This is a genomic window from Microbacterium sp. Z11_20, assembly GCF_057197605.1.
On sequence record NZ_JBXVOQ010000001.1, the window covers coordinates 11864 to 25310 of the forward strand.

Here is a 13447-nt window from a genome sequence, read left to right on the forward strand (position 1 = left end):
CAGCGCATGTGCAGGAGAGGGCAGAGAGCCAGCGACTCCCTTGCCCTGGCACGAACCGGTCCGCGCGCCCAGTGGGCTATCGGTTGACGGCTTCCGAGAGTCGATCGCGGCCGAAGGTGCGGCCGGTCACGCCCTCGAGTCGGCCGAGGAACGCCGCGCGGCCGTCGCCGAGGCCGTACTCCCGGCGACGAACGCCCACGAGCAGACCAGCGACCACAAATCCGAGGCGTCGCCACGGGGGGAAGGGGTGGCGTGCGAACACCTGACCAACTCCACGGCCGTACGCGCGTAGTTTCCAGCGACGTTCGGCTGCGGTCAGACCCGCGGATTCCTCGATCCCGCACACGGAGGCCGCGTGAGGCGGGAACCATCGGAAGCTGGTCGCCAGCGTCGGCTCCCGCCGCAGCGCCCGCATGAGGAGATCGGTCACCTCGCCGGCCTGCCATGGAGTGGGGGCGCCGGTGCCGATCATTTCGTCGAACGCCCCCGCCGCACGGAAGACCGACAACCGCATGACAAGGCTCATCTCGATGACCTGCCAGACCGTGGTCACGTTCAGCGCCGTACCTGGCGCCGGGAGCGTGAAGCGTGGACCGCTTGCTGTCTCGACCGTCACCGCTCCTGCGGGAGCGCCGCCCATTCCGAGTCTGATCGCCGCGAGCGTGCCGGGCGGAAACCAGGTCGTGTCGTTGGGGAACATGACCCAGGCGTCCTCGAGCCCGGCGCCACCCAGCCGGACCCCCGCGTTGCGGCCGAGCGATGCTCCCCGGGCGGAGGTGGTGACGTCGATGGACCCGCGGGAGTCGAGGGCGGCGCTTCGAGCCAGGTCGCGCACGGCATCCTCGCGGTCCTGGGCGACGATCACCAGCCGGTCCTTCGGCTCCAACTGAGGCGCCAGGGTGGCCACCAGCCGGCGCAAGGGGTCGACCCGGCCGAGGGTGGAGACGACCAGGAGAATCGGCAAGGTCATCCCGCGGGCTCCTCTCGGGTGAGCCGGGTGAGTGATCGTCCCGTGCGGCGGACGAGAAGCACCGTCGACATGGCCTCGGTCAGTGCGTAGCCCACCGCTGCGCCGACGGGCCCCATGGCGATCGCACCGGCGACCATCGCCGGGATGCCGAAGGCGGTTGCGATGAGCGTCGCCCGCATAACCGCCCCCTGCTCGCCGGCAGGGAAGAGGACGTGCCGTGTCATTGAGGTCCGCAGGGAGTACATCGCGAAGGCGGCCCCGAGGGCGAAGCAGATGGGTGTGGTCGCCATGGCGTCGGGCCCGAAGAGCAAGAGACTCGCGGGCGGGCCGGCCAGTCCGAGAACCAGCCATCCCAGGAGGCCGGAGCCTCCGTGCAGTGCCAGCGAGAGGTGAAGGCGTCGCAGTCGAGCGGCACCGACCGTCTCCGCCGTCCAGGACTGGAGGGCGTTGGCAAGGGTGAGGGGAAGGAACTGCCCGAGTTTCGCCATCTTGTCGCCCGAGGCGAAGCCGGCCGCTGCCGTCCCGGTAGCCACGACGTTCACCAGGGGAGTGGGCACCGACGAGTATGCGCCGAGGGCCGCGTCGTTGAGGGCCACGGGCGCGCCGACCCGGAAGAGCCCCGGGATCTCTCGGAGGGGAGGCCACGGCGACCGGTAGCGACGCAGGATGGAGAGGGAATAGAGCGTCGTCCCGATCACGGTCACGGCGATGCCGGCGATCGGGTAGACCTCGACCGGGGCGCCACCGACGATGGCCAGCATCGCCACGACGGCCACGCACAGGCGCGGGGCGGCGTCGAAGATGAGGATCGGCCGAGGATCGCCGACTCCTACCGAGAACCAGGTGAAGGAGAGCCCGATGAGTGCTCCCTGCAGCCCCATGAGCGCCGCCAGCCACCCGTGACCGGGAGAGGCGACCAGGAGACAGAGGATCACCAGGGCGGGCAGGGCGACGAGTGATGTGAGCGCTCGCACCACCATGGCGTCGCGGTACAGGCGACCCCGCCGCGAGTCGTCCGCCGTGATCGCGATGAGTGAGGGCCCCACGGTGGTCCAGCCGTAGGCGACGGCGATGGCGGCGAAGGTCCCGATCGACTCGCCCGCGATCGCGCTGGCCCAGCCGTCGGGGCCGGCTGAGCGGGAGACGGCCGGGAGGACGACGAGTGGTGACACCGCGGCCACCGCGGGAAGGAGCCCGAAACCGAGGAGCCGGTGGCGGAGTCGGGGTGCGTCAGTCATTCGCCGAGCCACCCCCGGACACGTCACGGATGACACCGGCGATACCGCGCGCGGTCGCTTCCCAGGTGAACTGCGAAGCCCACCGCCGTCCTTCGCGCCGCCGCTCCTCAGCGCTGTCCGTGTCCATCGCGAGCGCATCGGCGATCCCCTGACCGAAGGCGAGCGGGTCGCGCGCGTCGGCGTAGAGCGCGTGAGCGCCGCCGACCTCGCGGAGAACCGGCACATCGTTCGCGACGACAAGACAACCCCGCTTCATGGCATCCACCACGGGGAGGCCAAAGCCCTCGGTCAACGACGGACACGCGTACAACGATGCAACGTCGTACAGCGCTGCCAGCTGTGCGTCGGTGATCCATCCGGGAAGGATGACGTCGGATTCGAGCGCCAGCTCACGCACGATGTCGCGCAGCGGGTCTACATCCCCGGCTCCGGGGATGACCGTCAGCGGGCGCCGCTCGGGGGCGAGGGTCGCGACGGCTTCCAGGAGCCCTCGGAAGTTCTTGTGCGGCATCCGGTTACCGGTGCTGAGGAGGATCGGCCGTCGAGACGGAATGCTCAGCGTGGCGAGCTCGTCCCACGGATCCTCGCTCCGTCGGACGGAAGCGCTGCCGTTGTGCACGACGGTGATTCGATCCCGAGGGATCCCCAAGTGCGCGGTGACCGCATCCGCCGCTGACGCAGACACCGTGATGAGCGCGCGGGCCGACGTCGCGGTCCGCTCCATGAGCACAGCCGTGACGCGACGTGTCCATGCGTCGATGCCGTTCCCGCGGAACTCGTGATAAATCACGTCATGGATGGTCACCACCCGGGGGAGTGGTCCACGAGTGATCGGCCCGAAGTTCGCCGGACACCAGATCAGGTCAGCGTCCGCTCGCCGCGCCATCGCATTGACCGTCAGGACCTCACCGGCGGCCCAGGTCGCGCGATCACCGCCGACCCACCTGACAGTGAGGACCTCCCCGGGAAAGAACCCGCGGACTCGATCCTGGCCTGCCCTGCCCGTGAGTGCGACGAACTCCGCATCGGGAAGCTCCGCCGCCAAGCGCGGGAGAACCTCGCGGACGTACGTCTCCGTTCCGCCGCGACCGCCCGTGTACCCGAGCAGATCGACGAGAATCCTCGTGGGCACGGTCAGCTCTCGAGGACCGCCTCGGGCCTCTGTTCACGCCGAGGCGTGGTCAGAACGCCCGAGAAGAAGCTCATCATGATCGTCTGGAATCCGAGAATGATGCCCAAAGAGCTCGGGATCGCGATCCGCACTACTTCGGTCGCGTCTTGGGGCCCGAAATCGAGGCTGCCCCACCGAACGACCTGCACGATGCCGATGATGATGCCGATGAGGAAGAGAGCCACCCCGATGAGCAACCCGCGTTCGGCAGACCAGCGGGACACGATGCGCCGGTACCGTTCGCTGGCCGGCAGGAAACCCTCCTGCGTGGCGTAGAGCTTCGTCAGCCAGAAGAAGAGGAGTGCTTGGTAACCGGTGACGCACAATGCGCTGGCGTAGACCATGGTCGTGACATCCAACCCGATCCCGGCGATCCGGATGCCGCCGAAGGCGAGCACGCCGACCGTGAGCGCACCGAGGAAGAAAGCGACGAGCCCCGGGTAGACGAACAGCCAGCGCGGAGCGAAGAGGAGAAGGAAGCGCAGGTGCCGCCACCCGTCATGCCAGCTGCGCAGATGCGGGGGCCGCGAACGCCCATCCTTCTTCAAGGTCGTGGGAACCTCTTCGATCCGGTAGCGGTCGAGCGAGGCCCTGACCACCATCTCCGACGCGAACTCCATCCCCGTCGTCTGGAGGTCGAGGGCGCGGATGCGATCGCGGTTGAACCCGCGCATTCCACAGTGGAAGTCACCGATGTTCGGGCGGAAGAAAAGCTGCCCGATGGTCGAGAGCACGGGGTTGCCGAGGTACTTGTGGAGGGGCGGCATGGCGCCGGGGGCGATGCCGCCCTGAAACCGGTTGCCCATGACGAGGTCGGCCCCCGCGCGGAGACGTTCCACGAACGGGTCGAGGTTCTCGAAGTCGTAGCTGTCGTCCGCGTCGCCCATGATGATGTAGCGGCCGCGAGCGGTTTCGATGCCGTTGATGAGCGCGGCCCCGTACCCGCGTCGGGGGGCCAGGGTGACCCGGGCACCGAGACGAGAGGCGATCTCCTGCGAGCCGTCGGTGCTCCCGTTGTCCGAAATGAGCACCTCGCCGCTGATGCCGGTGCGCGCAAGAAACCCCTGCGCCTTCCGGATGCACACCTCGAGGGTCTCGGCCTCGTTGAGGCACGGCATGAGGATCGTGAGTTCGACGGGACTAGCCGCCTGTGGTTCGGTCACGTGCTTCCTGCTTTCGTCTTCCCCGTGCGTGCGGTCGGTCGGTCCAGAGCCGACACGATCCCCTCGACGGTGCGTCGGATGGTGCGAGTACGAACGGCGTCGTCGTACCACGCCCGGGATGTGGCGCGGAGATCGTCGCCGCCTTCGGCGACATGCACGATGGCGCGGGCGAGATCCTCGGGGTCAGCGGTGGGGGCGACGAAACCGTTGACTCCATCATCAACGAGCTCCGTCGACGCGTTGCCCTCATCGGCGGCCAAGACCACCGGCGTGCCGTGGGCGTTCGCCTCGACGACCACGAGGCCGTAGCCCTCCCTCCGGGAAGGGTTGATGAGGCAGAGCGCACCGTGCATGAGCCGGTCGAGCTCCGCGTCGTCGACGAACCCCGGAAAGTCCGTCCACTGGTCGCCGTCGACATCCCTGACAGCCGCCCTGATGGCTTCGGTGGTGGGCCCCGATCCGAGGATGATCAACCGCAGCCCCGGAAGGTGCGCGCGGGCGGCCGCAGCGACCGCAGGCAGAACCTCGACCCGTTTGTCGGGAATGTGTCGCCCCGCATACAGAACATAGGGGGGTGTCGTAGCCGGGGAGACGGGACCCGCCTCGGCAGCAGAGTCGATCAGGCCGGGGCTGACGAGGGGCTCGGAACGAAGACCTTCGCGGCGCAGACGGGTCGCGGTCAATTGCGAGTGACACGTGGCGATCGGGGTCGCGAGGATGGCCAGGCGCTGCAGCATCCAGGCGATCGTCCCGGTCACGCGGCCCGTGTACTCGATCCACTGCCGCCGGTGCCAGACCTCGAGGTAGTCGACCACCACGTCGGTCGCCGATCCCATGAGTGCAAGGCGCGCGGCGAAGACGTTGAACACCGGAAGCCCGCTCACGATGACCGCGCCGTAGCGCCGGCGACGACGGAGGAGGGAGAGGAAGAGCCCACCTGCGTACCGGAGTGCGGCCGGGATCCGGCGGACACCGGTCGGCGAATAGAGAGTCAGCCGACCGCACACGGGAACGATGCGGAAGGCTGGTGCCTCGGGGGTCGGGCCGTCCCACTGGACCGCGGTGAGGTAGTCGACCTCGCGCCCTAGCGCGGCGAGTTCCTCGGCGACGGCGCGGTATTGTCTTTCGCCGCCGCCGGTCGTGTACGGGAAGAGGCAGTCATATGCGACGGCAACGGTCGTGGGTCGGCTGCTCACTGTCCGCACCCCTCGATACGGAAGAGGCGCGATGAGGGTCCCTCGGAGTCCACGAGGACAAGGGATTCCGAAGGCTGCAGAGACTGCACACCGGCGTAGGCCCCGGCTGCCTCATCGTTATCCAAGATGTCGCGACGCCCGAAGTCCAGTACGTAATCGATCCCGAGGCGGTTCACTGCCGCGCACACCGCAGGGTCGGTGTCGAGGTCACGGAGATGCTCTGCGACGGTGATCTCGTCCGCGGTTCGAGAGCCGAAGACATGCATTTCGACCACATCGCGATCAGCGATGGCGTACGCCAAGGAGGTCCCCGTGCGCGGGCTTCCGGCGATGAGAGCGTCGGCCGGCACCTCCTCGTCCAGCCGGTCGAGAAGGGCTCGTTCGTCGGGGCTGAGCAGGAGGGCGTCAGCGTTCTCAGAATCGTAGGCTTCGCGCGCCTGCGCGAGCGCCACCGAAACGTTGGGCCCGGTGGCCGCCACGGTCAGCAGCAGCCCGCCCGCTGCGGCGAGGGCGATCGAGGAGACCCATCCGCGGCGCCCGAATTGGTGGCTCCCCGCGTTCCGGAGCAGGTCCACTGCGATGACGACGCCGTAGACGGCCAGGGGAATCGCGGCGACCGGAAGCAGAGCCGCCACTCGATTGGGGTCGCTGTACCAGGGGTTGGTGAGCCAATAACGACTCGTGCTTTCGACGGGGAAACCGGCGGCGAGCACGAAAAGCGTTCCCGCCGCGACGAACGGAAGGGCGAGAGGAAGGCGATGCGTGTGTCGCGCCAGCATGAAGGCACCGACCAACATCAGCGCCACGATCACCCAGGTGGGCGGGAAGCCGCGCGGAGACACAAGCGCAGCCTCACCGAAAGCCTGCGCCTGACTCTCCCACGGCTGCCACTGCGAGTGCTCGGCCCCCGTCCGGGCGACGGCCCATGTTGCTGTGCCGACCACGATGAGCCCGATCCCCGTCCCGGCTGCTTGCCATACCGCGCGCCGCGAGCGGACGGTGATCGCCCGAACCACGAGTACACCAAGTACCAGCGGCCCGCCCAGGGCCAGAGAGGAGAGGAAAGCGTTGGGATGAGCGAGCCCTGCGCCGCCGAGCAGCAGGAGCAGAAGGAGAGAGTTCAGTACCCGAACTCGCACAGGCCCCATGTCCAGCACCATGACGCCCGCCGCGAGGACCGCTGGAAGCACGGCATACGCCGTGACATTGGGGTACAGAGTGCCCCAGTTGAAGAAGAGCGCCGGGAAGGCGCCGAAGCCGGTAGAAAGAGCCGCAGAGGCCACGAGGGCGATCGGCCGAGATCGGAACAAGACTGCGGCGAGAGCCATCGAAGAGGCGGGCCAGACAATCGAAACGATGGCGACGTTGGCAGCGTTGACCGCAACCGGGACATCAACGCCGGTGAGAAGACCACCCAGGCTGGCGATCGCGTGCCATGTGCTCGGATAGAAGGAGATATCCGAGGTCGCCCCGACGTGGAACGGGGAGGCGTTCGCCGAGTTGATGGCCAGAGCCACGGAATTGAGGTGCACGATGGTGTCGAAACGCTGCGCGATGTTCTGGGGGTCGCCGAACGCGCGTGCGAACTGGGCGACGAGCACCGCGCAAGCCGCGAGAAGGGCGGCGATCGCGACGATCGCTGTCCTCGCATCAGTGCGCCCTCGCCCTCGCGAGCCGGTCCCGCGAGGGAGGAAGAAAGCGGCGGCCGAGATGACTGCGGTGACCGCGAGGACGGGTAGCGGGGACCACGCCAATCCGACCATGGGAGCGAGCGGTGCCGCGATGCCGATGATGGCCACCGACACGGCCGGCGCAAGAAGAAGCGTCTCTACGCGCCGCCGGCCCCAGCCGGCGATCATCACTGCGAGACCGGGGAGAAGGAGAGCGCCCGCGGAGACGAGGAACGGCGCGACGGCGCCTCCCCAGTCCTGAATCATCTACTCCGCTTTCTCGACGACAACAGTGAGCCATCGTAACCGACGACCCCTGACCGACCGCTGAGGCAGGCGGGGCGCCCGGGCGGAGCCACGTAGGATCGAAACGACGCCTTCAGCGGGCGGGCCCCGCTCCTCGACACGAAAGCTCTCTCTATGGATCTGCTCATCGTCGGCTCGGGTTTCTTCGGCCTCACGATCGCGGAGCGTGCGGCCGCATCCGGCCGCCAGGTGACCGTGATCGACCGCCGGCATCACCTCGGCGGGAACGCTTACAGCGAGGACGAGCCCGAGACCGGCATCGAGGTTCACCGGTACGGCGCACACCTCTTCCACACCTCCAACCCCACGGTGTGGGAGTATGCCAACCGCTTCACCCAGTTCACGAGCTACGTGCACCGCGTGTACACGACGCACAAGGGAGTCGTGTACCCCCTTCCGATCAACCTGGGAACGATCAACCAGTTCTTCCAGGCGGCATACACCCCGGATGAGGCGAGGGCCCTGATCCGCGAACTCGCCGGCGAGTTCGACGCCAAGCAGGCGGGGAACCTCGAAGAACGGGCTATCGGCCTCATCGGCCGGCCGCTGTACGAGGCGTTCATCCGCGACTACACCGCCAAGCAGTGGCAGACCGATCCCAAGGACCTTCCTGCAGAAGTGATCTCGCGGCTTCCGGTTCGCTACACGTACGACAACCGGTACTTCAACGACACGTGGGAGGGGTTGCCGGTCAACGGGTATACGGCGTGGCTCGAACGGATGGCGGATCACCCGAACATCGAGGTGAAGCTCTCGACCGACTTCTTCGACGACGCACAACCGCTCAACAGGGCCGCGACCGTCGGACAGCTCCCGATCGTCTACACGGGCCCGGTCGATCGCTACTTCGACTACGCCGAGGGTGCACTGTCATGGCGCACGCTCGACTTCGAGCAGGAGGTGCTCGCCACAGGCGACTTCCAGGGCACCAGCGTGATGAATTACGCCGACGCCGACGTGCCGTACACGCGCATCCACGAGTTCAAGCACTTCCACCCGGAGAGGGCCGACCGATACCCCACGGATCGAACGGTCATCGTCCGCGAGTTCTCCCGGTTCGCCACGCGCGACGATGAGCCGTACTACCCGGTCAACACCCCCGAGGACCGAGCGGGCGTGCTGGCCTATCGCGAGCTGGCCAAGGGTGAGCGGGACGTCATCTTCGGGGGACGCCTCGGGACGTACCAGTATCTCGACATGCACATGGCGATCGGCTCCGCCCTGTCGATGTGGAACAACCAGCTCGCCTGAGTGCGTCGCCAGCGTCCCCGCCGACCGCATCGTAGGATCGATGCCGTGACCACCGCCGCCGTCGGCGCCCCTGGCTCCGCCCGGCGCTACCTGCACTCGCTGTGGTTGCTGTCGGCACGGGACCTGCGCGTCCGGTATGCCACCAGCGCACTGGGCTACCTTTGGTCGGTCCTCGACCCGCTCGTGATGAGCCTCATCTACTGGTTCGTCTTTACGCAGGTGTTCGACCGCACCGTGGGTGAGCAGCCGTACATCGTGTTCCTCATCACCGCCCTCCTGCCCTGGGTGTGGTTCAACGCCGCTGTCACTGACTTCACGCGAGCTTTCAACAAGGATGCTCGCTTAGTGCGGTCGACCTCGATCCCTCGCTCCATCTGGGTCAATCGCATCGTGCTGAGCAAGGGGATCGAGTTCCTCTTCGCTATCCCCGTCCTCATCCTGTTCGCGGTATTCGGTGGCGCGACCGTGAGTTGGGGCCTCCTGCTGTTCCCGGTGGCTGTCGCACTGCAGGCGGTGTTGCTGGTCGGGCTCGGACTCCTCGTGGCGCCATTGTGTGTGCTCTTCGGCGACCTCGAGAGGACCACGCGGCTCATTCTGCGAGCTCTCTTCTACGCGTCGCCCGTTATCTACGGTGTCGGTGATCTGCCCGGGATCTTCCCGCAGCTCGCGGCGTTCAACCCACTGTCGGGCATCTTCACCCTCTTCCGCGCCGGCTTCTTTCCCGCCCAGTGGGACACGTTCTCCGTCGTGATGTCCGCTGTGATTTCCATCGGTCTCCTCCTCCTCGGCCTCTTCGCCTTCCCGCGGCTGGAACGACCCCTCCTGAAGGAGTTGTGATGAGCACGCCACACTCCGCAATCGAGGCTCGCGACCTCGGCGTCCGATTCCGCCGCAATAAGCGGGGGAAGCGCACGATCAAAGATCTTTTCGCCGGGTCATCGCGGCGCACACGTCCGGGCGAATTCTGGGCCCTGCGCAACGTGACCTTCGATGTGCATCCCGGCGAGTCGATCGGAGTGGTCGGCCGCAACGGCCAGGGAAAGTCCACGCTGCTGAAGCTGGTCGCCGGTGTCCTCCTTCCCGACGAGGGCGGGGTGACAGTCCGCGGGGGAGTCGCGCCTTTGATAGAGATCACCGGGGGGTTCGTCGGTGACTTATCGGTCCGCGAGAACGTGCGGCTGGCGGCCGGCCTTCATGGGATGTCCCGGGCGGAGGTGGACCGTCGGTTCGACGGCATCATCGACTTCGCCGAGATCCGCGACTTCGTGGATACGCCGTACAAGCATCTGTCCAACGGCATGAAGGTGCGCTTGGCGTTCTCCGTCGTCTCCCAGCTCGATGAGCCCATCCTGCTGGTGGACGAGGTGCTCGCTGTCGGCGACAAGGCGTTCCGCGAGAAGTGCTACCGCCGGATCGACGAGCTGCTCAGCGAGGGGCGAACCCTGTTCTTCGTCAGCCACAACGAGCGCGACCTGCGCCGCTTCTGCACCCGCGGACTCTACCTCGACAAGGGCGTTCTGGCCATGGACGCACCCATCGCCGAGGTGCTCGACCGTTACAACGCCGACTACGCCGCAGGCTGAGGCTGGGTCAAGGACGGCATCGGCCGCCAGGACCGGTCGCGCGCGATGCGCCCGCCGTCGCGGAGCCCGCGCAACAGGTGGCTCGTGCCGCGGACCGTGCGCTCCACGAGCAGGAGCCGGATGAGCTCCTTGACGAACGTCAGTGAGGTGCCGGCGGCGAAGGGAAGCGGCTTGTAGGCGCCGAGAGCGCGGTAGTACTGCTTGATGAGCGCCCGGTTGCGCATGATGTAGTACCGGTAGGCGTCGCTGGAGGCGTTCATGTGCCGGATGCCCATGTCCCACTGCTTGATCTCGCGGGTGCGGCGCAGCACGAATTCGTCGACGATCACCGATGTGGTGTGCCGGGAGGCGAGCCAGCCGTACAGCTGGTCGTCCCAGTAGATGAAGAACCGCGGATCGGGGAGGCCGATCTTCGCGACGATGTCGCGGTGGATGAACATGCCCTCGAAGCAGCCGGAGTTCATCTCCTTGTAGCCGGACTCGTCGAAACCGGCAGGTGCGAACGGGATCGGGATGGCCATGGATTCGGCGACGCGGTACTGCCAGTAGAACTCGCTGCCGTCGTAGTCGTAACGTCGTCCTTGGATGCTGCGGAAGCGGGGCGCCCACGCGCCCATGCGCGCGAGGCCGTCGGGGAGGACCTCGACGTCGTCGTCCATGAGCCAGATCCACTGCGAGCCCAGCTCGTAGGCGGTGCGCATGCCCTCGCTGAATCCGCCGGATCCGCCGGTGTTCGTGTCGAGCCTCCGGTACACCAGCTCCGATCCCAGGCGTGCGCGGAACGATTCGACAACCTCGGTGGTGTCATCCACCGAGGCGTTGTCGATGATCACGATGTGCCCCGGTTTGGGATCCATCCGCTCGATGCTCGTCAGCAGGCGCGAGAGCAGACCCGATCGGTTGTAGGTGACGATCGCAATCGTCGCGGACGCCGGGTCGAACGGCTTAGCGTCTTGCGTCATCGGGGCTCCTGAAGGTGTCTTGCCACTCGGCCTCGGAGGTGAGCTGGGGCAGGGCGTCGCGGTATCGCCGCGCGAGGGTGGACCACTCCCGGCGGAGGCGCCGATGCAGACGCACGGTGTCGATCAGCATTCGACGATACTTCGCGCGATCGCGGGTGTAGACGTTCTTGCCCGACCCGTCGGCCGCGCTCACGAGGGCGCTGTCATACAGCGGCACCCGCCACCAGTTCGCATCGCCCTTCCCGAACTCGACCTCGGGCTGGGCGGTGTTCTCCGGCTTCGGTGCATGGATCCAGTGCGAGAGGAGAGTGCGCGCCGTGAATGTCCGCAGCGCGAGTCCGGTCGGGCTGTCGAACTCATGGGCCTTCATCCGCCGGAAGACCTGACGCCCGCGCCGGGATCGCAGCGGGACGCCCGAGTCCTTGTGTACGACGGTCTCCGGGAACGACTTCGCCACTTGGCGCGCGGCGGGCATCGCCGTCGCGAGCCCCGCCCGCATATGCTGCGGGCCGGAGAGGACGTCGCGGATGGCCCGATGCCGGAGCGCGACCGGGTAGTACTGCATCATCATCAGATGCTTGAGGTCGACGCGTCGGCTGTGGCGCACCAGCGTCCCGCCGGCTGGCGTCCGCGAGTGCAGAAGCGCCGCCACGATCCGGTTGCGCGCATGGAAGTAGGCCTGCCAGTCGATCGAGTCGTCCTTGCCCATCCATGAGACGTGCCACAGAGCGACGCCGGGAACGGAAACCGTGGGGAAGCCGGCGTCGCGCGCGCGGAGGCTGTATTCGGCGTCATCCCACTTGATGAAGGCGGGGAGGGCGAGGCCGATCTCGCGGATGACCTCGACGGGGATGAGGCACATCCACCAGCCGTTGTAGTCGGCATCCATCCGCATATGCAGCATCGGCGACTGCCGGAGGTTCGCGACGCTGAAGTCGTGCGGCAGATTCTCCTGGTACAGCGCGCGCCACATGAACGGCGCGTCGTCGACGACCTCGGCCCACGCGTGCAGCTTCGGGCGGTCGAGCAGGTCGAACATGTGCCCGCCCACGAGCGTGGGGACCGACGCGTACCGCCCGAACATGATCGACCGGCGCACCGACTCGGGTTCGATCGTTACGTCGTCATCCAGCAGCTGGACGAAGTCGCTGTCGGGGCGCTGCAGCGTCTCGGCCATCGCCCGGGCGAAGCCACCGGAGCCGCCGAGGTTGGGCTGCCGGATGACCTCGAGCGTGTCGCCGAGGCGCGCGGCCACGGCGGGGAAGGCGTCCTGCTCGGTGACCAGGTCGGTGCCCTGATCGATGAGGAAGATCCGATCGACCAGTTCGAGGGCCTCGGGGGCATCCGCGAGATTCTCGAGCGTGGAGACGCAGTAGTCGGGCTTGTTGTACGTGGTGATGCCGATGCTGGCCTTGCCTGCTCGCACCGGTTCGTCCTCTGTGGTCCACTCGGCGCCCTCGAAGGTCGCCGGTTCCTCGTCGGCAGCGATGTCGAACCAGATCCACCCGCCATCGCTGTACTGGGTCAGTTCCAGGTCGAACGACGTCTCGGATTCGCCGGAGACCTCCTCCGTCTCGAGCCGCTGCTTCACTCCGCCGCCGTTGGAGCGGTACACCAGGATGGTGGCCTTCCCGCTCATCCTGACCGTGAGCCGCACCCGCCGGACGGCCGTCCAGTGCTGCCAGTACGAGGCGGGGAAGCCGTTGAAGTACGTGCCGAACGAAACGCGTCGCCCCGCCGCGATCCGTGCGCGCCGGCGCCCGAGGACGTTGCCGAGCTGCGCGAGATTGGACACGCGCACGGGCTCCTCATCGATCACCGACCACGTTTCGGGGTCCGCGTAGAGAGGCAGGAGGTCGGGGTCGCGTTCGATCGGGAAGACGACATGCTGAAGGGTGTACGCCACGTGAAGAGTCTCCGGATGCTGCACCGGGCCG

11 protein-coding genes are annotated in these 13447 nt (G+C 67.3%); 3 read left to right on the forward strand and 8 right to left on the reverse strand.

The features are described from left to right. Positions 1-76: 76 nt before the first annotated feature. From AC2DFQ_RS00050 to AC2DFQ_RS00075, 6 genes are read right to left on the reverse strand one after another with little or no spacing between them, the layout of a single operon-like run. Positions 77-970 (reverse strand): glycosyltransferase family 2 protein, encoded by an 894-nt coding sequence (locus tag AC2DFQ_RS00050; protein WP_484532559.1) that lies wholly within the window; start codon positions 968-970, stop codon positions 77-79. Continuing rightward, positions 967-2208, reverse strand: coding sequence for a lipopolysaccharide biosynthesis protein (locus AC2DFQ_RS00055; protein WP_484532560.1), 1242 nt, complete (start codon positions 2206-2208; stop codon positions 967-969). The genes AC2DFQ_RS00050 and AC2DFQ_RS00055 overlap by 4 nt, the downstream gene beginning before the upstream one ends. Beyond that, positions 2201-3340, reverse strand: a complete 1140-nt coding sequence (locus AC2DFQ_RS00060; protein ID WP_484532561.1) for a glycosyltransferase family 4 protein — start codon at positions 3338-3340, stop codon at positions 2201-2203. The genes AC2DFQ_RS00055 and AC2DFQ_RS00060 overlap by 8 nt, the downstream gene beginning before the upstream one ends. Before the next feature lie 2 nt (positions 3341-3342). Beyond that, positions 3343-4542, reverse strand: coding sequence for a glycosyltransferase family 2 protein (locus tag AC2DFQ_RS00065; protein WP_484532562.1), 1200 nt, complete (start codon positions 4540-4542; stop codon positions 3343-3345). Then, on the reverse strand, positions 4539-5738 hold the full coding sequence (locus tag AC2DFQ_RS00070; protein ID WP_484532563.1) for a glycosyltransferase family 4 protein: 1200 nt from the start codon (positions 5736-5738) through the stop codon (positions 4539-4541). The genes AC2DFQ_RS00065 and AC2DFQ_RS00070 overlap by 4 nt, the downstream gene beginning before the upstream one ends. Beyond that, positions 5735-7675 carry a DUF6541 family protein gene (locus AC2DFQ_RS00075; protein ID WP_484532564.1) on the reverse strand — a complete coding sequence of 647 codons (1941 nt, stop codon included), beginning with the start codon at positions 7673-7675 and terminating at the stop codon, positions 5735-5737. The genes AC2DFQ_RS00070 and AC2DFQ_RS00075 overlap by 4 nt, the downstream gene beginning before the upstream one ends. 153 nt (positions 7676-7828) lie before the next feature. On the opposite strand from AC2DFQ_RS00075, the gene glf reads away from it, so the two are divergent. From glf to AC2DFQ_RS00090, 3 genes are read left to right on the forward strand one after another with little or no spacing between them, the layout of a single operon-like run. Then, positions 7829-8965: a UDP-galactopyranose mutase gene (glf, locus tag AC2DFQ_RS00080; protein ID WP_484532565.1), complete on the forward strand. Its 1137-nt coding sequence runs from the start codon at positions 7829-7831 to the stop codon at positions 8963-8965. Between the two features lie 45 nt (positions 8966-9010). After that, a complete protein-coding gene (locus AC2DFQ_RS00085) occupies positions 9011-9802 on the forward strand; it encodes an ABC transporter permease (protein WP_484532566.1) in 792 nt (263 codons plus the stop codon). Continuing rightward, the gene (locus AC2DFQ_RS00090; protein ID WP_484532567.1) at positions 9802-10548 is read left to right on the forward strand and encodes an ABC transporter ATP-binding protein; all 747 of its coding nucleotides are present in this window, start codon (positions 9802-9804) and stop codon (positions 10546-10548) included. The genes AC2DFQ_RS00085 and AC2DFQ_RS00090 overlap by 1 nt, the downstream gene beginning before the upstream one ends. Here AC2DFQ_RS00090 and AC2DFQ_RS00095 read toward each other — a convergent pair. Both AC2DFQ_RS00095 and AC2DFQ_RS00100 read right to left on the reverse strand, forming a co-directional pair. Continuing rightward, positions 10533-11510 (reverse strand): glycosyltransferase family 2 protein, encoded by a 978-nt coding sequence (locus tag AC2DFQ_RS00095; RefSeq protein ID WP_484532568.1) that lies wholly within the window; start codon positions 11508-11510, stop codon positions 10533-10535. The genes AC2DFQ_RS00090 and AC2DFQ_RS00095 overlap by 16 nt on opposite strands. Beyond that, positions 11494-13416 carry a glycosyltransferase gene (locus AC2DFQ_RS00100; protein ID WP_484509863.1) on the reverse strand — a complete coding sequence of 641 codons (1923 nt, stop codon included), beginning with the start codon at positions 13414-13416 and terminating at the stop codon, positions 11494-11496. The genes AC2DFQ_RS00095 and AC2DFQ_RS00100 overlap by 17 nt, the downstream gene beginning before the upstream one ends. Positions 13417-13447 lie beyond the last annotated feature (31 nt).

Coding starts and splice junctions, on each gene's coding strand:
- glf (WP_484532565.1), top strand. CDS start 7,829: ATGGATCTGCTCATCGTCGGCTCGGGTTTCTTCGGCCTCACGATCGCG.
- AC2DFQ_RS00050 (WP_484532559.1), bottom strand. CDS start 970: ATGACCTTGCCGATTCTCCTGGTCGTCTCCACCCTCGGCCGGGTCGAC.
- AC2DFQ_RS00055 (WP_484532560.1), bottom strand. CDS start 2,208: ATGACTGACGCACCCCGACTCCGCCACCGGCTCCTCGGTTTCGGGCTC.
- AC2DFQ_RS00090 (WP_484532567.1), top strand. CDS start 9,802: ATGAGCACGCCACACTCCGCAATCGAGGCTCGCGACCTCGGCGTCCGA.
- AC2DFQ_RS00075 (WP_484532564.1), bottom strand. CDS start 7,675: ATGATTCAGGACTGGGGAGGCGCCGTCGCGCCGTTCCTCGTCTCCGCG.
- AC2DFQ_RS00095 (WP_484532568.1), bottom strand. CDS start 11,510: ATGACGCAAGACGCTAAGCCGTTCGACCCGGCGTCCGCGACGATTGCG.